Annotated in this window: 18 protein-coding genes and 1 pseudogene; 12 read left to right on the forward strand and 7 right to left on the reverse strand. The window is 69.9% G+C overall.

Annotated features, from left to right (window positions below; translation table 11 throughout):
• From B2U11_RS13240 to B2U11_RS13255, 4 genes are all read left to right on the forward strand, one after another.
• Positions 1 to 1626 (forward strand): TonB-dependent receptor domain-containing protein (locus B2U11_RS13240; protein WP_292072379.1); only part of this gene is annotated, 1626 nt, incomplete at its 5' end.
• 16 nt (positions 1627 to 1642) lie between these two features.
• Complete coding sequence (locus B2U11_RS13245; protein ID WP_292072380.1) at positions 1643 to 2995, forward strand: alpha/beta hydrolase family protein; 1353 nt, start codon at positions 1643 to 1645, stop codon at positions 2993 to 2995.
• A gap of 61 nt (positions 2996 to 3056) precedes the next feature.
• Positions 3057 to 4373 carry a UDP-glucose dehydrogenase family protein gene (locus tag B2U11_RS13250; protein ID WP_292072381.1) on the forward strand — a complete coding sequence of 439 codons (1317 nt, stop codon included), beginning with the start codon at positions 3057 to 3059 and terminating at the stop codon, positions 4371 to 4373.
• 1 nt (position 4374) lies between these two features.
• Entirely contained in the window at positions 4375 to 5349 is a 975-nt protein-coding gene (locus B2U11_RS13255) for an NAD-dependent epimerase/dehydratase family protein (protein ID WP_292072382.1), read from the forward strand.
• Between the two features lie 7 nt (positions 5350 to 5356).
• Here B2U11_RS13255 and B2U11_RS13260 read toward each other — a convergent pair whose 3' ends face one another.
• Entirely contained in the window at positions 5357 to 8041 is a 2685-nt protein-coding gene (locus tag B2U11_RS13260) for a TonB-dependent receptor domain-containing protein (RefSeq protein WP_292072383.1), read from the reverse strand.
• Between the two features lie 183 nt (positions 8042 to 8224).
• A complete protein-coding gene (locus B2U11_RS13265) occupies positions 8225 to 10771 on the reverse strand; it encodes an ATP-binding protein (protein WP_292072384.1) in 2547 nt (848 codons plus the stop codon).
• 201 nt (positions 10772 to 10972) lie between these two features.
• Between B2U11_RS13265 and rpsT the strand changes: the two genes are divergently transcribed.
• From rpsT to gyrB, 5 genes are all read left to right on the forward strand, one after another.
• Positions 10973 to 11242: a 30S ribosomal protein S20 gene (gene rpsT, locus B2U11_RS13270; protein WP_249751405.1), complete on the forward strand. Its 270-nt coding sequence runs from the start codon at positions 10973 to 10975 to the stop codon at positions 11240 to 11242.
• A 453-nt stretch (positions 11243 to 11695) separates the two neighbouring features.
• Positions 11696 to 13174 carry a chromosomal replication initiator protein DnaA gene (dnaA, locus tag B2U11_RS13275; protein WP_414632966.1) on the forward strand — a complete coding sequence of 493 codons (1479 nt, stop codon included), beginning with the start codon at positions 11696 to 11698 and terminating at the stop codon, positions 13172 to 13174.
• 269 nt (positions 13175 to 13443) lie between these two features.
• On the forward strand, positions 13444 to 14562 hold the full coding sequence (gene dnaN / locus B2U11_RS13280) for a DNA polymerase III subunit beta (RefSeq protein WP_292072385.1): 1119 nt from the start codon (positions 13444 to 13446) through the stop codon (positions 14560 to 14562).
• A gap of 59 nt (positions 14563 to 14621) precedes the next feature.
• Positions 14622 to 15752, forward strand: coding sequence for a DNA replication/repair protein RecF (gene recF / locus B2U11_RS13285; RefSeq protein WP_292072396.1), 1131 nt, complete (start codon positions 14622 to 14624; stop codon positions 15750 to 15752).
• Positions 15753 to 15896: 144 nt separating this feature from the next.
• Positions 15897 to 18329: a DNA topoisomerase (ATP-hydrolyzing) subunit B gene (gene gyrB / locus B2U11_RS13290; RefSeq protein ID WP_292072386.1), complete on the forward strand. Its 2433-nt coding sequence runs from the start codon at positions 15897 to 15899 to the stop codon at positions 18327 to 18329.
• 8 nt (positions 18330 to 18337) lie between these two features.
• On the opposite strand, the gene B2U11_RS13295 is transcribed toward gyrB, so the two are convergent.
• Together B2U11_RS13295 and B2U11_RS13300 are read right to left on the reverse strand one after the other, a co-directional pair.
• A complete protein-coding gene (locus B2U11_RS13295; RefSeq protein ID WP_292072387.1) occupies positions 18338 to 18745 on the reverse strand; it encodes a DUF6491 family protein in 408 nt (135 codons plus the stop codon).
• A gap of 74 nt (positions 18746 to 18819) precedes the next feature.
• Complete coding sequence (locus tag B2U11_RS13300; RefSeq protein ID WP_292072388.1) at positions 18820 to 19272, reverse strand: hypothetical protein; 453 nt, start codon at positions 19270 to 19272, stop codon at positions 18820 to 18822.
• A 144-nt stretch (positions 19273 to 19416) separates the two neighbouring features.
• On the opposite strand from B2U11_RS13300, the gene B2U11_RS13305 reads away from it, so the two are divergent.
• Both B2U11_RS13305 and B2U11_RS13310 read left to right on the forward strand, forming a co-directional pair.
• Complete coding sequence (locus tag B2U11_RS13305; RefSeq protein ID WP_292072389.1) at positions 19417 to 21168, forward strand: type I secretion system permease/ATPase; 1752 nt, start codon at positions 19417 to 19419, stop codon at positions 21166 to 21168.
• Positions 21165 to 22496, forward strand: a complete 1332-nt coding sequence (locus tag B2U11_RS13310) for an HlyD family type I secretion periplasmic adaptor subunit (RefSeq protein WP_292072390.1) — start codon at positions 21165 to 21167, stop codon at positions 22494 to 22496. Before B2U11_RS13305 ends, B2U11_RS13310 begins: the two co-directional genes overlap by 4 nt.
• A gap of 73 nt (positions 22497 to 22569) precedes the next feature.
• Here B2U11_RS13310 and B2U11_RS13315 read toward each other — a convergent pair whose 3' ends face one another.
• On the reverse strand, positions 22570 to 23190 hold the full coding sequence (locus tag B2U11_RS13315) for an OmpA family protein (protein WP_292072391.1): 621 nt from the start codon (positions 23188 to 23190) through the stop codon (positions 22570 to 22572).
• A gap of 280 nt (positions 23191 to 23470) precedes the next feature.
• Here B2U11_RS13315 and B2U11_RS13320 point away from each other — a divergent pair, with 280 nt between their 5' ends.
• Positions 23471 to 24301 (forward strand): hypothetical protein, encoded by an 831-nt coding sequence (locus B2U11_RS13320; protein WP_292072393.1) that lies wholly within the window; start codon positions 23471 to 23473, stop codon positions 24299 to 24301.
• Positions 24302 to 24308: 7 nt separating this feature from the next.
• Here the strand turns inward: B2U11_RS13320 and B2U11_RS13325 are convergent, their stop codons facing one another.
• Together B2U11_RS13325 and B2U11_RS13330 are read right to left on the reverse strand one after the other, a co-directional pair.
• Positions 24309 to 24644, reverse strand: a complete 336-nt coding sequence (locus B2U11_RS13325; protein ID WP_292072394.1) for a YnfA family protein — start codon at positions 24642 to 24644, stop codon at positions 24309 to 24311.
• A gap of 156 nt (positions 24645 to 24800) precedes the next feature.
• Positions 24801 to 24989 (reverse strand): annotated as a pseudogene (locus B2U11_RS13330) (RNA methyltransferase); the annotation flags it as partial.

Below are 24989 nucleotides of genomic sequence, written 5' to 3' on the forward strand. Positions count from 1 at the left end.
GACAGCTCCAACGCCATCAACCTGACGGCGCTGCAGGCCAGCCTGGCCCTGTCCACGCCCGACGCCTACAATCCGTTCAGCGGCGGCTGCGTCGACGACACCAGCGGCGGCGACTGCACGCCCAGCTCGCAAACCGCGATCGACGCCATCAGCACCGACCTGACGCGGGTGTCCAAGACGACGCTGGCGCTGTGGGACTTCAAGCTGAGCCGCCCCGACCTGTTCACCCTGCCGGGCGGCCCGGTCGGCGTCGCCCTCGGCGTGGAAGCCCGCAAGGAGACCCAGCGGGACGATCGCGACGACGACCTGGACGGCACCAACGTGTTCGTCGACATGGTCAGCGGCGAGACCAGCCTTTCCAACATCGCCGCCGTCAGCTCCAATCCCGACACCTATGGCGAGCGCGAGGTCTATTCGGCCTATGTCGAATTCGCCGTGCCGGTCGTCTCGCCCGAGATGAACGTGCCGTTTGTCCGCAGTCTCGATTTCCAACTGGCGGGCCGGTACGAGCACTATTCGGACTTCGGCGATGTCGCCAAGCCGAAGATCGCCATGGCCTGGGACATCATCGACGGCGTGCGCTTGCGGGGTTCGTATTCGCAGGGCTTCCGCGCGCCGAACCTGGAACAGACCAACGCCGCCCAGTACGCGCGCCTGTCGACCAACAACGACTACATCCGCTGCGAGGCGGACCTGCGCCTGGGCCGGATCGACAACTTCAACGAATGCTCCCAGCCCGCCAGCGCCTCGCTGCTGGTGTCGGGCAACCCGGAGCTGAAGCCCGAGGAGAGCACCAACCAGTCGATCGGCCTGGTGTTCCAGCCGTGGTTCATCCCCGAACAATTCGGCCGCTTCACCTTCACCGTGGATCGCTGGAAGATCGAGCAGGAGAAGATCGTCGGCCTGCTGGGCGCCCAGTCGAACGTGGTGCTGGACTATCTCAGCATCCTGCAGGGCGCGACCAACGACAACGTCAACCGCGCCCCGGTCACCGCCGACGACATCGCCTTCTTCGAAGGCAGCGGCATCACGCCCGTGGGTCAGATCACCTCGATCGAGGATCAGTTCATCAACCTGCTGCCGCAGACGGTGGAGGGGCTGGACATCGGCGTCCAGTGGCGGCTGCGCGGCACGCCGTGGGGCGACTTCCGCGCCAGCCTGAACGCCGCCCATCTGATGGAATTCAACCGCTCGCCTGGCCCGTTGGTTGAATCGCTGTTCGAGGCGCGCGAACAAGGACTGATCAACGAGAACACCCCGCTGCCGATCTCCGAAACCCTGCTGGCCCGCAACGGCCGGCCGGAATGGCGAGTGTCGGGTTCGGTCACCTGGTCGCAGGGGCCCTGGCAGGTCGGCGCCTTCACCCAGTACATCAGCTCGGTGACCGAAACAGGCTTCCTCAGCAGCGAGGGCGACGCCTGGACCGTCGACAGCCAGCTGACCGGCAATCTGTACGGCCAGTACGAGTTCGAGGACGGCTACGGCTTCGCCTCGGGCACGACGGTCCGCGTCGGCGCGCGCAACATCACCGACGAACAGCCGCCGCTGACGTCGGAAGGCTATCTGGGATCGCTGTACCGTCCCTACGGCCGCTACTGGTACGTCAACGTCTCCAAGACGTTCTGATCCGAGGAGGCGAAGGATGCGTTCGATCCCGATGCTGGCGGCCGCCGCCGCCCTGACGTTGATCGGCGCGCCCTTCGCCGCCGCCCAGGACGCGCCGCCCGCTGATGCGCCCGTCGCGCCCCATCCCGCCCTGTCCGATCCCTCCCCGGACCCGGCCGCCTGTCCCGACTTCCTGCCGCAACAGACGCGGTGCTGGTCGGGGCGGGCGGCCAAGGGGGGCTATTACTGGATCGCGGTTCCGGAGGACTGGAACGGGACGCTGGTGGTTCACGCCCACGGCGGGCCGCGCACGGCCACGCCCGAAGCCAACGACCCGCTGGAGGACCTGGAGCGGTTCTCCATGACGGTGAAGGAGGGCTACGCCTGGGCGGGCTCGACCTATCGCCGGGGCGGCTATGGCGTGCGGATGGCGGCCGAGGACACCGACGACCTGCGCCAGATATTCTGGGACGCCTTCGGCCGGCCCCGCCGCACCATCCTGCACGGCCAGTCCTGGGGCGGCAATGTCGCGGCCAAGACGGCCGAGCTCTACGCCCGCGACGCGGAAGGCCAGGTGGTCTGGGACGGCGTGGTGCTGACCAGCGGCGTCCTGGCCGGCGGCGCGCGCGCCTATGATTTCCGCGCCGACCTGCGCGCCGTCTATCAGTTCTACTGCAACAACCATCCCGCGCCGGACGAGCCGCAGTATCCGCTGTGGCAGGGCCTGCCGGCCGACAGCACGATGACCCGCGCCCAGCTGGCCCAGCGGGTCCAGGCCTGCACCGGCGTCGGCCTGCCCGAGAACCGGCGCACCGCCGAGCAGAAGCGGAACCTGGCCGACATCCTGGCCGTGGTCGGGATCGAGGAGGACCAACTGGTCTCCCACCTGGCCTGGGCCACCTTCCTGTTCCGCGACCTGGTGCAGAAGCGACTGGACGGGCTCAACCCGTTCGACAACAGCGCCACGGTCTATGCCGGCTCGCACGACGACGCGGCCCTGAACGCCGGGGTGCAGCGGTTCGCCGCCGATCCGATGGGCGAGGCGCGCCTGGCCTATGACGCGGCGCTCAGCGGCCTGATCGTAGCGCCGACCCTGACCATCCACGGCAAGGCCGATCCGACCGCCTTCGTCTCCAACGAGGCCGCCTATCGCCAAACGGTGGCGGCGGCGGGTCGGTTGGACCTGCTGGTCCAGACCTTCACCGACGAGGCCGAGCACAGCCGTTTGTCGCCGCCGCAATACGTCGCCCTGTTCCAGGCCATGTCGCGCTGGCTGGACGCGGGCGACAAGCCCACGCCCGAAAGCGTCGCCGCCCTCTGCCAGGCGGCCGCGCCGCGTTACGACGGCGGCTGCCATTTCGATACGGATTTCGTCCCCGTCGCGGACTGAAGCCTAGCCCCGGCGCGGGCGCCTGTCCTATAGCGGGGGCGTTCGTCACGGGAGCCTTCGTATGCGCGTCGCCATGATCGGGTCCGGCTATGTCGGCCTGGTGTCCGGAGCCTGTTTCGCCGACTTCGGCCACACGGTGGTCTGCATCGACAAGGACCCGTCCAAGATCGAGCGGCTGAACGGGGGCGAGATTCCGATCTTCGAACCCGGCCTGGACGACCTGGTGGAAACGAACGTGCGCGACGGCCGCCTGTCCTTCGCCCAGGACGGGGCCGAGGCGATCCGCAACGCCGACGCCGTCTTCATCGCCGTGGGCACCCCCAGCCGGCGCGGCGACGGCCACGCCGACCTGTCCTACGTCCATGCGGCGGCCGAGGAGATCGCGGGCCTGATCCAGGGCTTCACCGTTATCGTCACCAAGTCGACCGTGCCGGTCGGCACGGGCGACGAGGTCGAGGCCATCATCCGCCGGGTCAACCCCGACGCCGACTTCGCCGTGGTCTCCAATCCAGAGTTCCTGCGCGAGGGCGCCGCCATCGGCGACTTCAAGCGGCCCGACCGCGTGGTGGTCGGCGTCAACGACGGCGAGACGGCCGAGCGCGCCCGCACGGTCATGAGCGAACTCTATCGCCCGCTGAACCTGAACGAGAGCCCGCTGCTGTTCGTCAACCGCCGCACCTCGGAGCTGATCAAATACGCCGCCAACGCCTTCCTGGCGATGAAGATCACCTTCATCAACGAGATGGCGGACCTGTGCGAGGCGGTGGGCGCCGATGTGCAGCAGGTGGCGCGCGGCATCGGCCTGGACAAGCGGATCGGCGCCAAGTTCCTGCACGCCGGCCCCGGCTACGGCGGCTCGTGCTTCCCCAAGGACACCATCGCCCTGGTCCGGACGGCCCAGCAGCACGGCGCGCCGACGCGGCTGATCGAGGCGACGGTCCAGGTCAATGACGCGCGCAAGAAGGCGATGGCCGGCCGCGTCGAGACCACCCTGGGCGCCAGCGTCAAGGGCAAGACCGTCGCCCTGCTGGGCCTGACGTTCAAGCCGAACACCGACGACATGCGCGACGCGCCCAGCCTGGACATCGCCCCGGCCCTGATCGCCGCCGGCGCGCGGGTCCAGGCCTTCGACCCCGAAGGGATGCACGAGGCCGCCAAGCTGCTGGACGGCGTGGAGATGAAAGACAGCGCCTATGACGCCGTCCAGGGCGCCGACGCGGTGGTCATCGTCACCGAATGGGACCAGTTCCGGGCCCTGGACCTGGACCGGATCAAGCTCTTGATGAACCAGCCGGTGCTGGTCGACCTGCGCAACGTCTATCGCCCCGAGGACATGAAACGGCGCGGCTTCCGCTATTCCGGCATCGGGCGCGGCTGAGGTGGCGGGGCCGGTCATCGTCACGGGGGCGGCCGGCTTCATCGGCATGCACGTCGCCGAGCGGCTGCTGGATCGCGGCGAGACGGTCGTCGGCGTCGACGTCTTCAACGCCTATTACGATCCGCGCCTGAAGGAGGCGCGCGCCGCCCGGCTGGAGGAGCGCGACGGTTTCCGCATGGTCCGCGCCGACATCGCCGAGCCCGAGGCGATGCGCGCCCTGGTCGCCGACAGCGGCGCCGACCGGGTGGTGCACCTGGCCGCCCAGGCGGGGGTGCGCTATTCGATCGAAAATCCCTTCGCCTACGAGCGGTCGAACCTGGCCGGGCATCTGTCGATCCTGGAGGCGTGCCGCCACGCCGGGATCCAACATCTGGTCTATGCGTCCTCCAGTTCGGTCTATGGCGACCGGCCGCTGGACGGGCAGGGGTTCCGCGAGGACGATCCGACCGTCAGCCCCGTCTCGCTCTACGCCGCCACAAAGCGGTCGTGCGAGCTGCTGAGCCAGAGCTATGCGCGCCTGTACGGTTTTCCGCAGTCGGGCCTGCGCTTCTTCACCGTCTATGGCCCCTGGGGCCGGCCGGACATGGCCTACTACAGCTTCACGCGGAAGATCGTCCGGGGCGAGCCGATCGAGGTCTATGGCGAGGGGCGGATGGCGCGCGACTTCACCTATATCGACGACATCGTCGACGGGGTGCTGGGCGTGCTGGACCGCCCGCCGGCCCAGGGTGCGCACGAAATCTACAACATCGGCGACAGCCAGCCGGTCGGCCTGATGGAGATGATCGCCACGCTGGAGGCCGCGCTGGGCGTCACGGCGAACAAGATCATGCGCCCGATGCAACCCGGCGACGTCACCGCCACCTACGCCGACGTCTCCAAGCTGAACGCCCTGACCGGCTACAGGCCCAAGGTCGCGCTGACCCAGGGCCTGCCGAGGTTCGTTGACTGGTGGCGGTCGTTCGAGAACGGCTGAGGGCCGATCAGAACAGGATCTTGCGCAGGTTGATGCGGAACACGCGGCCCTGCGGGTCCAGGTAGTCGGCCTGATAGTTGACCGGGCGGGCGCCGTCGCTGGACGTGGCCGAGACGCGGTCGTCGAACAGGTTCTGCACCCCGACGCCGACGCGCGTGCCGTCCAGGAAGGGGAAGCGCGCGACCAGCGACTTGCGCTGCGACAGGTCAGCGAAGGCGAACAGGTTCACCGTCGTGCGGTCCGAGAATTCCAGGTCCGGCGAGCCCAGGGCGTCGCCCTCGACCGTCGTGCCCGACTTCCAGTTGGCGTTCAGGAAGGCGCCGTAGCCGTTCCTGAAGGCGCCGGCCTGCAGCTGCACCTCATGGCGCGACTGACCGCCCGAGCCGCTGATCGAGTCACCATCCAGCAGGTCCAGCGGCGCCAGGCCGTCGCGGATGACGACCTCGTCCTGCACCCGCCAGGTGTGGGTCAGCGACAGGTTGAACAGGCCCTGGCCGGGCTGCATGTTCGCGCCGCGACCACCGCGCATACGGCCGCCTCCGGGTCCGCCCGGGCCGCCGCCGGGCGGTCCGCCCATCCGCATGCCCTGGCCGCCGCCCGGACCGCGCCGGCCGCCGGCGCCTTCGCCCGCCGCCTGCGGCGTTGGCGTGCCGAAGGCGCGTGAGAAGTTGAAGCCCCACTGCACGTCCTGCTGTTCGCGCTTGGCGAAATTTAGCGGCCGGGCGTCGATCGACACCAGGTTTCCATCAGCGTCGCGGGTGAACCGCTCGGGCAGGGCGGCCTCCAGGTCCGGCGTGATGGCCGGGAAGCTGGAAATCTCGTTGTCGGTCTCGGTGCGGGTGTAGGCCAGGTTCAGCCGCAGGTCGCGTTCCGAGAACGGCTGCCAGTTGACCCCCAGCTTCAGGATGCGGCTGTCCTCGGCCTTCAGATTGGGGTCGCCGCCGGTGATCTGGACGACCTCGACCGTCTGGCCGGTGGCGAAGTCGAACACCGGCGTGTTGGGGGTGGAGACGAACGGGTCGTTCAACTGCTGGATCGTTGGGGCCTTGCCCTCGTCGGAATAGTTGGCCGACAGCGACAGCCGCTCGACCGGGGACCAGTTCAGACCGGCGCCGATCTCACGCACGCCGCCGAAGTCCGACAGTTCGTCGTACTGCAGGTTCAGATTGGCCGACAGGTCGCCCAGCATGGGCAGCACGCCGCGATCCTTGTTGGCGATCGGCAGGTCGAAGTTGGCCTGGAAATTCCCCTGGTCGCGCGACTGCGACCGTTCGCTGGCCACGCCGGAGCGGAAGCTTTCGGAATCCAGCGACCGGTGCTCGGCGCCGACCTTGAAGGTCGAGGTCAGGTCGCCGGCCGGCAGCTCCCAGGCCGTGCCGTTCAGCACGACTTCCGCCTCGGCCGTCTGCGAGACCGAGCGGGCGGTGTCGCGCAGGGCGTCGCTGACCAGGCCGTCGATGTCGCCGAACGGATTGACGGTCGGGTCGCCCGCCAGGATCGCGGCCTGGAGGGCGTCGTCGTCCACGCCGCGGCCGGTCGAGGTCTTGGTCTCGGTGCGGGTGTATTCGCCGGTCGCGGTCCAGCGCCAGTCGCCCAGATAGCCGTCCAGCACCGCACCCGCCTCGGCCGTGCGGGTGTCGACCGATCGGCTCAGCGCGTCGGGCCGGTCGACGTAGCGATACAGCAGGACATCGTTGGCGAAGGGGGAGAAGCCGCTGCTGGCCGGCAAGGTCAGGGTCACGCCCGGCAGGCCCAGGTAGCTGAAGGTCGAGCTGTCCTCCAGGCTGCCGCTCAGGGTCAGGCCGACGCTGTCGTTCAGGTCGTGCTTGTAGGTGCCGGCGATGGAGGCCTCGTCCGACTGCGGCAGCAGGGTGCGATAGGCGTTCAGGTCGTCGGCGCGGGCGATCCCGGCGGTGGTGGCGAAGTCGCCCAGGGTCGGCGCGCCGGCGGCGGCCGAACCGGGCACGCCGGCCACCGTCACGGTCGAGCCGGCCAGGGTCGACAAGGCCGGGTCGATCTCGGCGCCGTTCGGCAGGCCGCCGATGTTGCCGACCCGGTCGAACAGGACGTTCGTTCCGGTGCGGTCGATGTTGCGCTCGGTCTCGTACAGCGGATTGCTGGTCTGGCCGTTGATGTCCAGCGACCAGCGGTCCGACCCCGAAATATTCAGGACGTTGTTCTCGGACTGGGTGGTGGTGCGCCCGCCCTGCTCGGACCGGCTGACGTTGACCGAGGCGGTCAGCGAGCGGAAGTCGGCCTTCAGCACGATGTTCACGACCCGCTGGTTCGCGCTGTAGCCGTAGGACAGCGCCGTCTCCTCGGGCAGGATGTCGAAGCGTTCGATCGCCTCGGGCGGGATGCCGCGGATTTCGCGAAAGCCCGAGATGCGCCGGCCGTTGACCAGGAAGACGGGCGATCCGCCGCGCGCGCTGCGCGTCTGGGCTTCCAGCAGGGTCACCAGCTCGCCGATGTTGGTGGCGCCGAACGCCTGCAACTGGGTGGTGTCGTACGAGACGATGGGCTCCTGGCCGCCCAGGGCCACGCCGCGCTGCTGGCCCGTCACGACCACGTCGGGCAGCAGGGTGACGGCCTCGTCCTCGGGCGGCGTCTGGGTCTGGACCTGGGCGGCCTCGACCTCGGCGGCCGCGACGGTGGGGGCGAGGGCGAGCAGCAAGAGGGACGCGGCGGGCATGGGGAGGGGCCTCGAATTCGGAAAGTTCGCCCTATGCAGGACGTTGCAAAGGTGACCAGAAAGCGGCGAAATTCATGAACGATTGGAAAGCGTTGCGGGCTTCCAACAGTCGACGAAATTCGATGTTCGCCGCGCGACGGAAACGCCGGCGACCCGCGTTGAAGTCCGTTTGAAGGCGATCGTCTAGGCCGCGCGCGCGGCGATCGCTCCGCGCGTGGCCTCCAGCGCCGCCGCCACGCCGTCGAACAGGCTTTGCAGGGTGATGGGTTTGGACAGGTGCCCGTCCGCACCCGCCGCGCGCGCCGCCTCCACGTGTTCGGGCAGGGCGTTGGCCGTCAGCATGATAAGCGGCGTGCGGCGCCCGCCGCCTTCGGCTTCCAGCGCCCGGATCGCGGCGGTGGCGCTGAGGCCGTCCATCACCGGCATCTGCATGTCCATCAGGATCAGGTCGAAGCCGCCCTTGGCGAAGGCCTCGACGGCGGCCTGGCCGTCCTCGACCGCGACCAGCTCGGTCTCGACCCCGCTCAGCATGATCTCCACGACCTTGCGGTTGGCGGGGTGGTCGTCGGCCAGCAGCACGCGCGCGGGGAAGGCCGCCGAGAAGTCGTCCCCGGCGACGCCCGGCGTGGCGGCGGTCTCAGCTTCGACCGAGGCGGCCGGCGGCAGGCGCAGGTCGAACCAGAACCGCGCGCCTTCGCCGGGGCGGGACTCGCAGTCCAGTTCGCCCCCCATCAGGGAGACCAGCTCGCGCGAGATGGCCAGCCCCAGGCCCGTGCCGCCGAACCGGCGGGTGATGGAGCCGTCGGCCTGTTGGAAGCGGGCGAAGATGCGCGTCTTGTGCGCGTCGTCGAAGCCGCAGCCCGTGTCGGCCACGGTGAAGCGGATGCGATCGTCGCCGGCGTCGGTCACGCTGACGGTGACGGCGCCGCCCTCGGTGAACTTCAGGGCGTTGGAGATCAGGTTGGACAGCACTTGGCGCAGGCGCACCACGTCGCCCTCGACCGCCCGGTCCAGCGCCGGCTCGATCTGGACGCGCAGGGCGACGCCCTTCTCGTCCGCGCGGGGGCGATAGAGCGCGGCGGCGCCGCGCACGGTGTCGGCCAGGTCGAAGGGTGCGGTCTCGACGACGATCTGGCCCGCCTCGATCTTGGCCGTGTCCAGGATGTCGGACAGCAGGCGTTCCAGCGTCACGCCCGAGGCGCGGATGACCTCGACCATCTCGTGCTCGCGCGGACGCAGCGCGGCGCGCGACAGGGCGTCGGCCATAGCCACCACCCCGTTCAGCGGGGTTCTGATCTCGTGGCTCATATTGGCCAGGAATTCGGACTTGGACCGGTTGGCGGCCTCGGCCCGGCGTCGCGCCTCGCGCAGCCGCCCCGATTGGCGCCACATCCAGAACAGGGCGATCCCGGCCGAGAGCAGGAACAGCACGGCGATGCCGGTGATCCAGTTCTGGGCCCCGATGACGGCGCGTTGCAGGTCGGTGTTGGCGCGCGCGGTCTCCAGCTGGGCGCGGCGTTCGGCCAGTTGCTGCTGCATGTCGCCGGTCACCTGGCGGATGCCGCCGCTGAAGCGCCGGGCGTCGGCGATCTTGTCCTGCCGGGCGTGCTCGCGCAGCCGCTCGTAGGCCTCGTGCGGGCGGCCCTCGGCGAACAGGATCTCGGCCTCGACGTGGGGCAGCTCAGAGGCCCCTTCTTCGCGGAACAGGCCGGCGGCGACCAGGCGACGGATCTGGTCCAGGTCGCGGCGCGCTTCGACCAGCCGGCCGGTCTGGGCGCGGGCGATGGCGCGCGTGGGCAACAGGTGGGGCGCCAGGAACGACGCCTGACCCAGGTCCTCGCCATAGGGCGCCAGGCAGGCCAGCACGTCGCGGGGCGCCTGGCGGGCGTTGGCCACCATGGCGCACAGATTGGCGTCATAGACCTTCAGGCTGGGCAGGCCGGCGCGCAGGGTCAGGGCATGGTGGATCTGGAACAGGCGCTGGGCCTGCGCCACATCCCCCATCCGGGTCGACAGCCGCGCAAGATTGTAGATCGCGTCGAAGTCGGGGCGCGGATAGGCGGGGTTGGCGAAGTCGATCTCGAAACGGCCGAAGGCGGCGGTGGCGCCGTCGATGTCGTTCAGCTTCATCAGGCCGATGCCGGTCATCTCCCACAGGCCGGCGCGCGCGACATCGGCGTAGGGCGCGCTGTTGGGGATGAAGGCGTCGGCGTCGGCCAGGAGCTTCAGCCCCTCGCCGATCTTGTCCTGGTCCATCAGGGCCAGGGCCCAGATGCGCGTGGCGTGGGCCTTGGCGAACCAGTCCTGTTCCGCGGCCGCGCGGCGGCGCATCTCGTCCGCCGCCGGGGTGTCGCCCTGATCATAGCGCAAAACCAGGTCGTTCAGGGCGGCGATCTTCTGATACCGACTGTCATGCTGAAGCTCGGCCGCATGGGACAGGCGCCGGTTCCACAGGGCGGCGGCGTCGAACTCGCCCTGGTTCAGCATGATCCAGGTGACGTGATACAGTCGTTGCAGGCCCTCGCGGTCATTGCGCGTCTCGGCCGCGCGGCCAAAGGCCTCCAGGGCGGCGAAGTCGGTCGCCGCGGCGCGCCGTTCGACGGCCTGGGCCAGCTCGATCGGCGAGCGTTTGGGCGCCGGCGGCTGCGCTTGCGCGGCCAAGGCGACGCCCTGGACCAGCAGCGCGATCAGGGCGAAGACGGCGAAAGGACGGACTCTGGAACTGGACATGCGGCTTCCGATTTCGCCGCACCATGCCAAGGCTTGGTTGAATAAGGCTTATCAGGCCCATGCGGGCGACCGCCTAGTCGCCGTCAACGACGCGAAGAGTCCGCGTTGACCGTTCCGGGGCTTTCGGCTATAGGCCCGCCCTCTTGAGATTTTCGCGCCGTGGACGTGTGCTCCGCGGCGTTTTCCGTTCGAAGGTTTGACATGGCCAACAACCCCGGCGCCCGCAAGGCGATCCGCAAGATCGAAGCGCGGACCGAAGTGAACAAGGCGCGTCGCTCGCGCGTCCGCACCTATCTGCGCAAGTTCCAGGAAGCCCTGGCCGCCGGCGACGCCGCCGTCGCCAAGGCCGCCTTCGTCGAGGCTCAGTCCGAACTGATGCGCGCCGTTTCCAAGGGCGTGGTTCACAAGAACACCGGTTCGCGCAAGGTCTCGCGCCTGGCCGCTCAGCTGAAGAAGCTGTCGGCCGCCTGATCGGCGACGTCTGACCGGACACGGAGCGGCTGTCGCCGTTTCGTTATGGGAATACATAGGTTTTTCAACGGCGAAGGAGCGCAGGCTCCTTCGCCGTTTTGCGTTTTAGCGCCAAGTGCGATTCCACGAGAATGCGCAAATCTGATCCGACGAACGCTGAAATTCCCATGCAGAATTGGGCTTTGGCGGAGTCAAACAATTTAACTGCGAATCGACCAACGAATCATCGTTGACCCCACCCCCTCGGCGCGTAAGTTTTGGCCTCTAACGCACTTCCATCCCGGCACGGATGAAGACGGCGCGGGACCTCGTTTCGCGTCGGCGGGAGATGTCTGTCCAGAGGTTCGACCCCGCCCGGAAAGCCCTGCTTTTCGGGACAGGAGAAGTCGTCCCTGACGCATCCCCCTGAAGCGCGGCGGAACGGTGAATGAAGAGCAGCGGGTGGCTGAGACGATGGTTGGGGGCGCGACGGCGATGGCGAACGGGGCAGGCAGATCGGGCGGCGCCGATCTCGACCGCATCTGGAGCGAGGCGTCCGTGCGCCTGCGCGCCGAAATCGGCGACGGCCCCTTCAACTCCTATGTGGCCCCTTCGGCCGTGCGGATGGATTCCGCCGGCCAACTGATCCTGGTGACGCCCACCGCCTACGCCCGCGACTGGGTGCGCAAGAACGCCCTGCGCCGCATGAACGAGCTTTGGCTGGGCCTGGATGGCCAGCACCGCCGGCTGGAGGTGCGTTGCCGCGCCGAGGTGGGTTCGGCCCCGCCGGCCACGGCGGTCGCGGCCGCGGGCGGCAATGTGGTGGACGCCACGCCGCGTCTGGCTGCGCTGTCGTCCAGCGTGGCCGCGCCGACCGTGGGCCCGGTCGCCGACGGCGCCCGCGCCGTGCGCGCCGCCGGCCTGCAGGAACGCCTGACCTTCGACAGCTTCGTGGAAGGGCAGGGCAACGCCTTCGCCCTGGCCATCGCCAAACAGGTCGCGACCTGGGCTGACGGCCACTTCAATCCCGTCTTCTTCTGCGGCCCCTACGGCTACGGCAAGACGCACCTGCTGAACGCCATCGCCTGGGAGGCCCAGCGCCTGCGCCCCGAGGCCAAGGTCGTCTATCTGACCGCCGAACGTTTCCTGTCGACCTTCGTCAAGGCGATGCAGGACCGCTCCACCGCCGCCTTCAAGGAAAGCCTGCGCTCGGCCGACATGCTGCTGCTGGACGACGTGCAGTTCGTCGGCGGCAAGGCCTCGACCCAGGAAGAGCTGCTGTCGACCCTGACCGCCCTGATCGAGGACGGAAAGCGCATCGTCTTCTCGGCCGACCGCGCGCCGATGGCCCTGACCGAGGTCGAGCCGCGCCTGCGCAGCCACCTGGCCGCGGGCCTGACCTGCCCGGTCGAGGCGGGCGACCGCGAACTGAAGATCGCCGTGGCCAGGAACCGCCTGGCCGCCCTGTCGGCCCTGGGCGTCGTCAAGGGCGAGGCCGCGCCCGAGGTGCTGGCCCACCTGGTCGACCGCACCCCCGGCTCGATGCGCGAACTGGAGGGGGCGGTGAACACCCTGGCCGCCGCCGCCGGCGCGCGCCTGTCGGCCGTCACCCTGGACGAGGCCTCGACCCTGCTGGGCGCGGCCCTGCGCGGCGGGCCCGAGCGCCGCATCACCGTCGACGAGATTCAGAAGACGGTGGCCGAGCACTTCAGCCTCAAGCAGGCCGACCTGCTGAGCGAGCGTCGCACCCGGTCCGTGGCCCGCCCGCGCCAGATCGCCATGTACCTGTGCAAGCAGCACACGACCCGCTCCTATCCCGACATCGGCCGCCGTTTCGGCGGGCGCGACCACACCACCGTCCTGCACGGCGTGCGCAAGATCGAGGAGCTGATGCCCAAGGACGACCAGATCGCCCGCGACGTCGAAGCCCTGACGCGCAAGCTGCGGGGATGAACTTCTCCCTCCCCTTGGGGAGGGTGGCCGAGCGCCGCGAGGTCGGCGACGGCCGACGTGGCGCTTTTCGGATCGGGGGCATCTGGGCGCCGGCGCGGCCTTTTCAGGCCGCCCCCACCCGGTCGCTTCGCGACCACCCTCCCCATGAAGGGGAGGGAGAATTCTGTGCACGGTCGGTGTCGCCTTCCTTGCCCTCTACGCCTGATCCGCTAGTGTCCAAGGCCATTTAACCGCGGCCGTTCGAGTCGGGCCGCGCCGGGCGAGACGACATGCAGCTTACGATCGAACGTTCCGCGCTCCTGAAGGCCCTGGGCCACGTCCAGAGCGTGGTCGAACGCCGCAACACCATTCCGATCCTGTCCAACGTCCTGCTCAGCGCCGGGCGCGACCGGCTGGCCTTCGCCGCCACCGACCTGGACATGGAGATGGTCGACGAGGCCGAGGCCCAGGTGCAGGTCGAGGGCCAGATCACCGCGCCGGCCCATACGCTTTACGAGATCGTCAGGAAGCTGCCCGAGGGCGCCGAGGTCTCGCTGACCTATTCCGGCGACGATCCGCGCCTGGTGGTCTCGGCTGGCCGCTCGCGCTTCAACCTGCCGGTGCTGCCGGCGGGCGACTTCCCCGTGATGTCGACCGACAGCGCCGGGGCGTCCTACGTCCTGGCCAAGGAAGACCTGGCCCGGCTGATCGACAAGACCCGTTTCGCCGTCTCGACGGAAGAGACGCGCTACTATCTGAACGGCCTGTATCTGCACACGGTCGCCGAACAGGGCGTGCCGCTGTTGCGCGCCGTGGCCACCGACGGCCACCGCCTGGCCCTGGCCGAGACCCCCGCGCCGGAAGGCGCCGCCGGCGGTCCCGGCGTCATCGTGCCGCGCAAGACTGTCGATCAGGTCCGCCGCCTGCTGGACGACACGAACGGCCCGGTGGAGGTCCAGGTCTCGGCCCAGAAGATCCGCTTCCAGATGGGCGAGGCCAGCCTGACCTCAAAGGTCATCGACGGCGCCTTCCCCGACTATCTGCGCGTCATCCCGCGCGGCAACGACAAGCAGGCCGACATCGACAACAGCCTGTTCGCCAAGGCCGTCGACCGCGTCGCCACCATCTCGGCCGAAAAGAGCCGCTCGGTGAAGCTGGCCTTCGACAACGACCGGGTGAAGCTGACCGTGCGCAACATGGAGGCCGGCCAGGCCGAGGAAGAGGTCGAGATCGGCTATTCCGACGAGCCGTTCGAGATCGGCTTCAACGCCCGCTATTTGCTGGACGTCGCCGGCCAGATCACCGGCGAAAACGCCGCCTTCCGCTTCGCCGACCCGGCCTCGCCCACGCTGGTCCTCGATCCGGGCGATCCGGGCGTGCAGTACGTGCTGATGCCGCTGCGGGTGTAGGTGCGGATATTCCGTTCATCCCGGCGAAGGCCGGGATCCAGCACCGCCGGGATGAGCGGATAGATTTGAGCCTGATTTCCCTCGCCCTCACCGACTTCCGCTCCTATGCGAGCGCGCGGCTGGATCTGGCGTCCGTGCCGGTGGTGCTGCATGGGCCGAACGGGGCGGGAAAGACCAATCTCTTGGAGGCGATCAGCCTCCTGACGCCTGGCAAGGGGCTGCGCAACGCCACCGCCATCGAGATGGGCCGGCGCGAGCCGGGCGAGGCGACGGGCCGCCCTTGGGCCGTCAGCGTCGAACTGGACGACGAGACGCGGTTGGGTACGGGCGTGCCCGGTCCGGGCGCCGCGCGGCGCATCGTCCGCATCAATGGCGAGACCGCCCAGCCCGGACGCCTGCTGGACCATCTGCGTCCCGTCTGGGCCACGCCCGAGCAGGACCGGCTGTTTTCCGACGCCCGCGCCGAGCGGCTGAAGTTCTTCGACCGCCTGGTCTTCGCCGCCGATCCCGACCACGCCGCCAGCGTCTCGGTCTATGAGAAGGCGCTGCGCGAGCGGCTGCGGCTGCTGAACGACGCCCAGGAGGGCCGGGAGGCCGACCCCGTCTGGCTGGACGCTCTGGAGGCGCGATTGGCCGAGGCCGGGGCGCGGGCCGCCTTCGCCCGCGTCGCCGCGCTGCAAGCACTGCAGGCCGCCATCGACGCGCGCGGCGACCGGCCCTTCCCCCAGGCCGACCTGGGCCTGGACGGCCCCGCCGAGGCGATGGTGGAACGCGGCGCCGACGAGGCCGAGGTCGCCGCCGCCCTGGCCGACGGCTTCGCCCGCGCCCGCGCCCGCGACGGCGCCGCCGGCCGCTCCCTGTTCGGTCCGCACCGCACCGACCTGACCGCCCTGCACCGCGAGAAGAACCGCCCGGCCGCGGAAGGGTCGTCCGGCGAGCAGAAGGCCCTGGTGCTGAACCTGATCCTGGCCCAGATCGCCCGTCTGGCGGATCAGCCGGCGGCCCCGATCCTGCTGCTGGACGAGGCCCCCGCCCACCTCGACGAAGGTCGCCGCGCCGCCCTGTTCGACGAGATCGTCGCCCTGAACCTGCAGGCCTTCATGACCGGCACCGAACGCGCCCTGTTCGCCGGTCTGGACGGCCGCGCCCAGTTCGTCCGCGTCTCCGGCGGGATGCTGGAGGCCGGCTAGGATTCCGGCGCGGAAATCCTCGCTTTTTCCCCGAAATTTCCTATATGTTGGGGGCTTCGGCGCGGTGCGATCCCGTCGTCGATTCGAGCGTCCGCAGCGGCGCTCCATCCCCGTCCCGGTCGGGACTTCAGAGCCGACGATTTCATGACCGATCCGATTGCCGAACAGCCCGAATACGGCGCCGATTCCATCAAGGTTCTCAAAGGCCTGGATGCGGTGCGCAAACGTCCGGGGATGTATATCGGCGACACCGACGACGGCTCGGGCCTGCACCACATGGTCTATGAGGTGGTGGACAACGCCATCGACGAGGCGCTGGCCGGCCACGCCGACCTGGTGCAGGTGATCCTGAACGCCGACGGATCGGTGACCGTCACCGACAACGGGCGCGGCATCCCCACCGACATCCACGAGGGCGAAGGCGTCTCGGCCGCCGAGGTCATCATGACCCAGCTGCACGCCGGCGGTAAGTTCGACCAGAACTCCTACAAGGTGTCGGGCGGCCTGCACGGCGTGGGCGTGTCGGTGGTCAACGCCCTGTCCGACTGGCTGCAGCTGAAGATCTACCGCAACGGCAAGCGCCACGAGATGCGCTTCGAGCGCGGCGACACGGTCAAGTCGCTGGAAGTCACCGGCGAGGCGCCGCTGCGCGAGACGGGCGAGAAGGCCGGCCAGCTGCTGACGGGCACCGAGGTCACCTTCTTCCCCTCGATCACGACGTTCAGCCACATCGATTTCGACTTCAAGACGCTGGAGCATCGCCTCAGGGAGCTGGCCTTCCTGAACTCGGGCGTCGTCATCCGCCTGGCCGACCTGCGTCACGCCGAACCGATCGACGTCACCCTGCATTACGAGGGCGGGGTCGAGGCCTTCGTGCGCCACCTGGACAAGTCCAAGCAGCCGATCCTGAAGGACGTCATCGTCATTCGCGGCAAGAAGGACGGGGTCGAGCTGGACCTGGCCCTGTGGTGGAACGACAGCTACCACGAGACCATGCTGTGCTTCACCAACAACATCCCCCAGCGGGATGGGGGCACGCACCTGTCGGCCTTCCGCGCCAGTCTGACGCGGGTGATGGGCGGCTATATCGAAAGCTCGGGCCTGGCCAAGAAGGAGAAGGTCTCCGTCTCGGGCGAGGACGCGCGTGAGGGCCTGACCTGCGTCCTGTCGGTCAAGGTGCCCGATCCCAAATTCTCCAGCCAGACCAAGGACAAGCTGGTCTCGTCCGAGGTGCGCCCGGCGGTGGAGTCGCTGTGCAGCGAGGGCCTGTCGGAATGGTTCGAGGAGCATCCGGTCGAGGCCAAGTTGATCGTCTCCAAGATCATCGAGGCGGCCTCGGCGCGCGAGGCGGCCCGCAAGGCCCGCGACCTGACGCGGCGCAAGTCGGCGTTGGAAATCTCCAGCCTGCCCGGCAAGCTGGCCGACTGTCAGGAGCGCGATCCCGCCAAGTCCGAACTGTTCATCGTCGAGGGCGATTCCGCCGGCGGCTCGGCCAAACAGGCGCGCAATCGCGAGAACCAGGCGGTCCTGCCCCTGCGCGGCAAGATCCTGAACGTCGAGCGCGCGCGCTTCGACCGGATGCTGTCGTCGGACCTGATCGGGACGCTGATCCTGGCGCTGGGCACCGGCATCGGCCGCGACGACTTCAACGCCGACAAGCTGCGCTATCACAAGATCATTCTGATGGCCGACGCCGACGTCGACGGCGCCCACATCCGCACCCTGCTGCTGACCTTCTTCTATCGCCAGATGCCCGAGCTGATCGAGCGCGGCCATGTCTATATCGCCCAGCCGCCGCTGTATAAGGCGTCCAAGGGCAAGCAGAGCCGCTATCTGAAGGACCAGGCCGAGATGGACGCCTTCCTGATCGAGGAAGGCTCGTCCGAGGCCGAACTGGATCTGGCCACGGGCGAACGCCGCATGGGCCTGGATCTGCAAAGCCTGGTACGCGAGGCCAAGGCCTTTAAGGCGGGCGTCGACCGTCTGAGCCAGCGCGCGCCGGCCTTCGCCATCGAGCAGTCGGCCCTGGCCGGCCTGTTCGCCGAGGACGCCGACCTGGCCGCCGCCGCCGCCAAGGCCGCCGAGCGCCTGAACCTCTACGCCGAAGAGGGCGACGGCGACTGGACGGGGCAGCCGGGCGCGCAAGGGGCGGTGGTCTTCACCCGCACCCGCCGCGCGGTGCAGGAAACCATCGTGCTGGAAGAGACGCTGGTCCGCTCGCTGGACGCGCGCCGACTGGCCGAACGCGCCGCCGCCTTCGAGGGCTTCGACGCCCCGGCGACCTTCCGCCGCAAGGAAAAGTCGACCACGATCCGCGGTCCGATCGACCTGCTGAACGCGGTGCTGGACGCGGGCAAGAAGGGTCTGTCGATCCAGCGCTACAAGGGTCTGGGCGAGATGAACCCCGAACAGCTGTGGGAGACCACGCTGGACGCCAACGCCCGCACCCTGCTGAAGGTGTCGGTCGAGCACGAGGAAGAGGCCAACGACCTGTTCGCCAAGCTGATGGGCGACGTGGTCGAACCCCGCCGCGAGTTCATCCAGGACAACGCCCTGGACGCCGCCGTCGACGTCTGACGGCGGCTCTAGGGCCGGTCGCGGTCGGGCAGGGCGGCGATCTGCTCGGGGGTCAGCTGGCGCACGACCTGGATGCGGCACGGACCGTCGGCGAAGGCGCCGCCGCCGCGCGGCACGACGAAGGCGGTGTCGCCGGTGCAGACCGTCGACACGCCCTGGCCGGCCAGGGTGATGCCCAGCGTCCAGTCCAGGTCGCGGCAGGCGCCCAGCGCCCGCGCCTCGAACACGTCGCGCCGCGAGGTGCGCAGATACAGCGTCTGGTCCGCCGTGGCGCGGAAGTTCTGGACCCGGTCCACCTGGAAGCAGCGGCGCGGCGGCTCCGCCCGCGCGCTGGACGGGTCGGGCGCCGTGGCGGGCGCGCAGGCGCCGACGGCCGCGAGCGCGGTCAAGGTCGAGATGAGGATCAACGGACGCATGGCGGCATCTCCTGGCGGGACGCCGCCACGCTCGCGCGTTTTCGCGCCCGCGCCAAGCGCCGCCGTTCGTGTCCCTATTTCCGGCCGGCGGCGATGAAGGCGGCGATGTCGGGATAGGGCGTGCCGGCGGGGCGCCGGTCGCCGCAGACGAAGGAGACGACGTTGGCGTAGATGGTGCCGCCCGGCGCGCGCTCCCACGGACTTTCCTCGCTGTAGCGGTCCGTCTCGGCGCCGTCGGGACCATAGGAGACGCTGAGGCCCGAGCGCGACTGCTGGTCGCTGCAGCGGACCTCGACCTCCTCGGTGTCGTGGCTCAGGTCGCCGGCGTCGCCCGTGCGAGGCACGCGCGCCAGATGGGGCGTCGCCATGCCGTCGGTCGCGGCCAGGGTGTCGGCGTCCACCAGATAGGCCGTGCGGTCGGTGGTGGAGAACAGCGTCCAGGTCTGGGCCGCGACGGGCCCGGCGACGCTCAGGGCCGACAGCGCGGCGACGGTTGCGGCGGCGGCGATCTTCATCCTGCTCTTCATTGTTTTCCTCCCTAGAGCCGGCCGACTTCACACCCGCCGCGCGGAAAGTTCAATCCGTCGATCCGCGTTCGCCCGGCGGCTTCGCTTGACACCCCGCCCGGCTTCGCGCCTGAGTCCGTGACGATCGCGTCCAGGTTAGACTCCGTGCTGAAGCTTCCATCCGTCGACGACAAGGGCGCCGAGCCGCTGGCCGAGGCCTTGCGGGCCTGCCGGACGCATTTCGTCTGGGCCGCCGTCTTCAGCGCCCTGGTCAACATCCTGTATCTGACGCCGACCCTGTACATGATGCAGGTCTATGACCGGGTGGTGCCGACCGGCGGCCTGACGACCCTGGTGCTGATCAGCGTGGTCGCGGTCTTCGCCCTGGCGTCGCTGGGCCTGCTGGACTGGCTGCGGCAGCGGCTGCTGCTGCGGGCCGGGCTGCGGCTGGACCGCATGCTGTCGCCGCGCATCCTGTCGCGGGCGCTGGGCGTCCAGGGGCGTACGCTGAACAGTCAGGTGCTGCGCGAGTTCGACAGCGTGCGTTCGGCCCTGTCGGGGACCGGGGCGCTGGCCCTGTTCGACGCGCCGTGGACACCGCTGTACCTGGCCTGCTGCTTTCTGCTGCATCCGGCGATCGGGGTGCTGACCCTGGTCGGCGGCGCCGTCCTGTTCGCCCTGGCCTGGCTGAACGAACGCGACAGCCGCCCGCGCCTGGCCCGCGCCATGCAATCCAGCACGGCCGCCTACGCCGCCCAGGAAGGCGTGGCCGCCCAGGCCGAGGTCGTGCGCGCCCTGGGGATGCGCGCCGCCAGCGTGGCCCGCCAGATCGGCCAGCGCCGCACCGCCGCCGACGCCCAGGCCGACGCCCAGTTGACCGGCGGCAAATATTCCGGCGCCATCAAGTTCGTGCGGATGACGCTGCAGTCGGTGTCGTTGGGCCTGGCCGCCTTCCTGGTGGTGCGCGGCGAGATTTCCGCCGGCTCGATCATCGCCTCCTCGGTCCTGCTCAGCCGGGCCGTGGCGCCGGTCGAGCAGCTGGTCGGCGCCTGGCCGAACCTGGTGCAGGCGCGCGCCAGCTGGGGCCATCTGGTTGAGCTGTTCAAGCAGACCGCCGGGCAGGAGCGGCCCCGCACTTCCCTGCCGGCGCCCAAGGGACGCCTGCGGGTCGAGGGGGCGACGGTGCGCCTGGTCGAGGGCGGAGCGCCTCAACTGTCGGACGCCAGCCTGTCGCTGGAGCCGGGCCAGACCCTGGGCGTGGTCGGGGCCAGCGGCTCTGGCAAGACCACCCTGGCGCGGGTCGTGGCCGGCGCCCTGGCGCCCGCGTCCGGCGCCGTGCGGCTGGACGGCGCCGACTACGACGCGCGCGAGAGCGACGAACTGGCGGCCCATATCGGCTATCTGCCGCAGGTCCCCAGCCTGTTCGCCGGGACCATCAAGGACAATATCTCGCGCTTCGCCGCGGCGCGCGGCGCGACGCCGGATCAGATCGACCGCGACGCCGTGGCCGCCGCCCAGGCCGCCGGCGCCCACGAGATGATCCTGCGCCTGCCGTTGGGTTACGATACCGAGCTTGGGCCGTTCGGCCAGGGCGTCTCGGCCGGCCAGGCTCAGCGCATCGCCCTGGCCCGCGCCCTCTACGGCGAGCCGGCGCTGCTGGTGCTGGACGAGCCGAACTCGAACCTGGACCAGGAGGGCGAGGCGGCCCTGATGACGGCTGTGCTCCACGCCGCCCAGCGGGGCGCGGCGGTGGTCATCGTCGCCCACCGCGCCGGCATCCTGTCGCGCGTCGACCGGCTGCTGGTGATGGCCGACGGCGCGGTGCAGATGGAGGGCCCGCGCGAGGAGATCCTGGCGCGGATGCGGGCCGGCCGTCCGGCCCCGGCCGCCCCGGCCCAGAAGGACGCCGCGTCATGAGCGATCTCGCCGCCGGCGCCGCGCCGGCCCAGAGCGACTCCCCGCGCTTCGAATTGCGGATCGGCGTCGCCGTCATCGTCGCCTTCTTCGTCCTGTTCCTGGGATGGGCGGCGTTCGCGCCGCTGGATGCGGGCGCCTTCGCCCACGGGCGGGTCGCCGTATCGGGCAATCGCCAGGCCGTCCAGCACCGCGAAGGCGGAGTGGTCCGCAGCCTGCGCGTCGCCGAGGGCGACCATGTGACCAAGGGCCAGGTGCTGGTCGAGCTGAACGACGGAGAGCTGCGCGCCGCCGAACGCGGCCTGGCGGGCCAGGTTTTCGCCCTGCTGGCCCAGCGCTCGCGCCTGATCGCCGAGCGGGATCGGCTGACCGCCCTGCCCGTGCCGCCGGAGTTCGCCGATCTGTCGGCCGAGGATCGGGTCGTCGCCGACGAGGCGCTTCGCATCCAACGGCAGCAGTTCGCCGCGCGCGGGGCTGGGCGCTCGACCCAGACCGGCGTGCTGGGCCAGCGCGTCGGCCAGCTTCAGGACCAGATGGACGGCTACCAGCGCCAGATCGAGGCCAATGCGGAACAGCAGCGGCTGATCGGCGAGGAGCTGGAGGGCATCCGTTCCCTGGCCGCGCGCGGCTATGCGCCCCAGACCCGGGTACGCGCGCTGGAACGCACCGCCGCCGCCCTGGAGGGCGAACAGGGCTCTCTGCGCGCCCAGGTCGCGCGCACCCGCGAACAGATCGGCGAGACGCGCCTTCAGATGGCGGGCGTCACCACCACCCTGAACGAGGACGTGGCTGAACAGCTGCGTCAGGTGGAGGTACAACTGAACGACCTGCAGCCGCGCCTGGCCGACCTGCGCAGCCAGATCGCCCGCGCCGAGATCCGCAGCCCGGCGACGGGCCAGGTGGTTGGTCTGACGGTCTTCACCCAGGGCGGCGTCATCGCGCCCGGCCAGACCCTGATGGAGGTGGTGCCCGACGACGTCTCGCAGGTGATTGTGGCCGACGTCGATCCGTCCTACATCGACAACCTGCGCGTCGGCCTGACGTCGGAGATCAAATTCCCCGGCCTGCACGAGCGCAATCCGCCGCTGCTGCACGGGCGGGTGACGCTGATCTCGCCCGACGCGATCGCCGATCCCCAGACCGGCCGCACCCACTATCGCGTCGAGATCGTGGCTCCGCCGTCCGAACTGGCCAAGCTGGGAGCCGCCGCCGATCAGATCCGCGCCGGAATGCCGGCCGAAGTCGTGATCCTGACGCGCAAGCGCACGGCCCTGGCCTATCTGACCGAGCCCCTGACCCGCAGCCTGTGGCGATCGGGCGCCGAGCAGTAGCGGATGCGACAACGGCCGCCCCGGTGTCGGGGCGGCCGTGCTGGTCCGGTTCTGATCCGGCGCCGAGGGTCGATTACGTCAGGACGACGATGGCGACCCGACGGTTCTGCGCCCGACCCTCGCGGGTGTTGTTCGGGGCGACCGGCTGGGCCTCGCCGTACGAGATGGTGGCCATCCGATTCAGGGCGATGCCCTGCAGGCTCATGTAGCGACGCACGGCCTCGGCGCGCTGGGCGCCCAGTTCCTCGTTGTACTTCTCGTCGCCGGCCGAGTCCGTATAGCCCTGGATTTCCAGATAGACGTTGCGGTTCTCGGCCTTCAGGCGCTGGGCCAGTTCGCCGAGACGCTGCTCGGCCTCGGGCGAGAGGGCGGAGACGTCGGTCGGGAACTTCACCGAGTCGTCCGACAGCACCACCTGATAGAGGAACTTGCCTTCCGCCAGCTTGTGGGCGGCGTTGGCGCGTTCCAGCGCCTGGCCGGCCGTGCCTTCGACCTGCGTGACGCGGCCGTCGACCTCCATCACGCGGTTGTCCACCACCTCCACCTGATCACGCACGAAACGATGGCTGGCGCAGCCGCTGGCCGCAAAGCCGAGGGCGATGAGGGCGCCGCCGACGACCGCCGTCCTGAGTTTCGATTTGCTGCTCAAGTCCTGTCTCCTTCTGCCGGGGCGCCACTCCCAGGATCGCGCCATTACAGCTACGAGGGAGGAAAAGGCGGAGTAATGACGTGCTTTGGGCGAGAATCGTTCAGCTTGGCCGTATGATGAACGGCAAGGCTGCAAGAATATTGTTCGATGGGGAACCCAATTCGCGGCTGGAACGTTGAGCCGCGCCAGAGGGGCGCAGCTTGGCGCGGGCTCGCCTGATCTACCGGCGATACGACGTTCCTGCGGTTGCGTGCCGAGGTCGCCATTATACTGACGCGCGACGCTGATTTTCATCACGACATCGAGAGTCTTTTTCGGAGTCGGGATGCGGAAACCTTCCAGCCGGTCAGTCGGGCGCCGTCGCGGCCGCGGCAAGACCGCCGGATGGCTGGCGGCGGGCGGTCTGGTCGTGGGGCTGGAGGCCGCGCTGATCCTGGGCCTGGCCTGGGTTCCCGCCGAAACGTTCGATCTGCCCGCCGATCCGCCGATCCTAGTCAGCCTGGTCGACCCGCCGCCTCCGCCGCCGCCCGCCCCTCAACCCCAGCCTGCCGAAGCGCCCGCCCCCGCAGAGGCCGCGCCCGAGGCGCCGGCCCCGCGCGTCGCGCCGCCCGCACGCCCGGCCTCGCCGCCGCGTCCGACCCGCCGCCCGCCGCACCCCGAGGTCAAGCCTCTGCCGATCCCCGCGGCCGTCGCGCCGCCCGGTCCGCCGCTGCCCCTGATCGGGGCGACGGCGCTGGCGGGCGCGACCCGCGTCGGCGCGGGACCGGGCGGCGGGGGAGGGGGCGCGGGCACGGGCGGTGGAGGCGGCGGATCCGGCGGCGGCTGCGACATGCTCAAACGGCTGCAGGAGGCGCTGCGCGACGACGTCGAAGTGCGTGCGGCGATCCAGGCCGCTCACCGCGAGATGAACGCCCAGGGCAAGGCCATCCAGGTGTGGGACGGCGACTGGCTGCAGAGCCGGGGCCAGGAAGGCAAGGGTCTGGCCGGCGTGCGCCAGGCGATTTCGGTCGAGGTCGCCTTCGCCCCCGCTGAATGTCGCGCCCAGGCCATGCGCGGCCTGGCGGTCCTGGCCCTGGACGACCGCGCCGACGGCGCCAAGCTGGCCCTGGGCCGGGGCGCCTGGCGCTGGTCCGACCTGCTGGACCTGCGGCGTTAGGGGGCGGTCAGCCCCCGGTCAGTTGTCTGGGGCCGAGCAGGATCAGCGCCGCGCCGACCAGGCAGACCGCGCCGCCGATCAGGTCCCAGCGGTCGGGAAGGGTCTTTTCCACCGCCGCCATCCAGACCAGGGAGGCGCAGATATAGACCCCGCCATAGGCCGCGAAGGCCCGGCCCGCCGCATCCGCCGGAACCAGCGTCAGCAGCCAGGCGAAGGCGATCAGGCTGAGCACCCCCGGCGCCAGCCACAGTGGCGAGCGATCCAGCTTCAGCCAGGCCCAGAAGGCGAAACAGCCGGCGATCTCGGCCAGCGCGGCCAAGGGGTAGATGAGGAGGAGCTTCATTGTCCTTCGTATCCAGTTGCGGGCGGCTTCGTGAGTCCTGCAATAGTCGTCACTCCTGGGCCGCGCAGCGGAACCCGGAGCCCAGGACGGCCCCCCGGCCAGGTGATGCGGTGCTGGGTTCCGGGTTCTTCGCTGCGCGAAGCCCCGGAAGGACGGCTACGCCTTCTTCCCCGCACGCTCCGCCGCCAGCTTGGCCAGCACCCGGCCGCGGCCCCGGGCCAGGGCGTGGACGGCGCCGCGCATGGTGGCGACCTCCTGCTCGGTGAAGGCGGCGCGGCCCAGCATGACGCGCAGGTTCTGGCTCATCGAACGCTTCTTCTCGGGCGGATAGAAGAAGCCGCCGTT

Source organism: Brevundimonas sp. UBA7534 (assembly GCF_002479325.1).
GTDB lineage: Bacteria > Pseudomonadota > Alphaproteobacteria > Caulobacterales > Caulobacteraceae > Brevundimonas.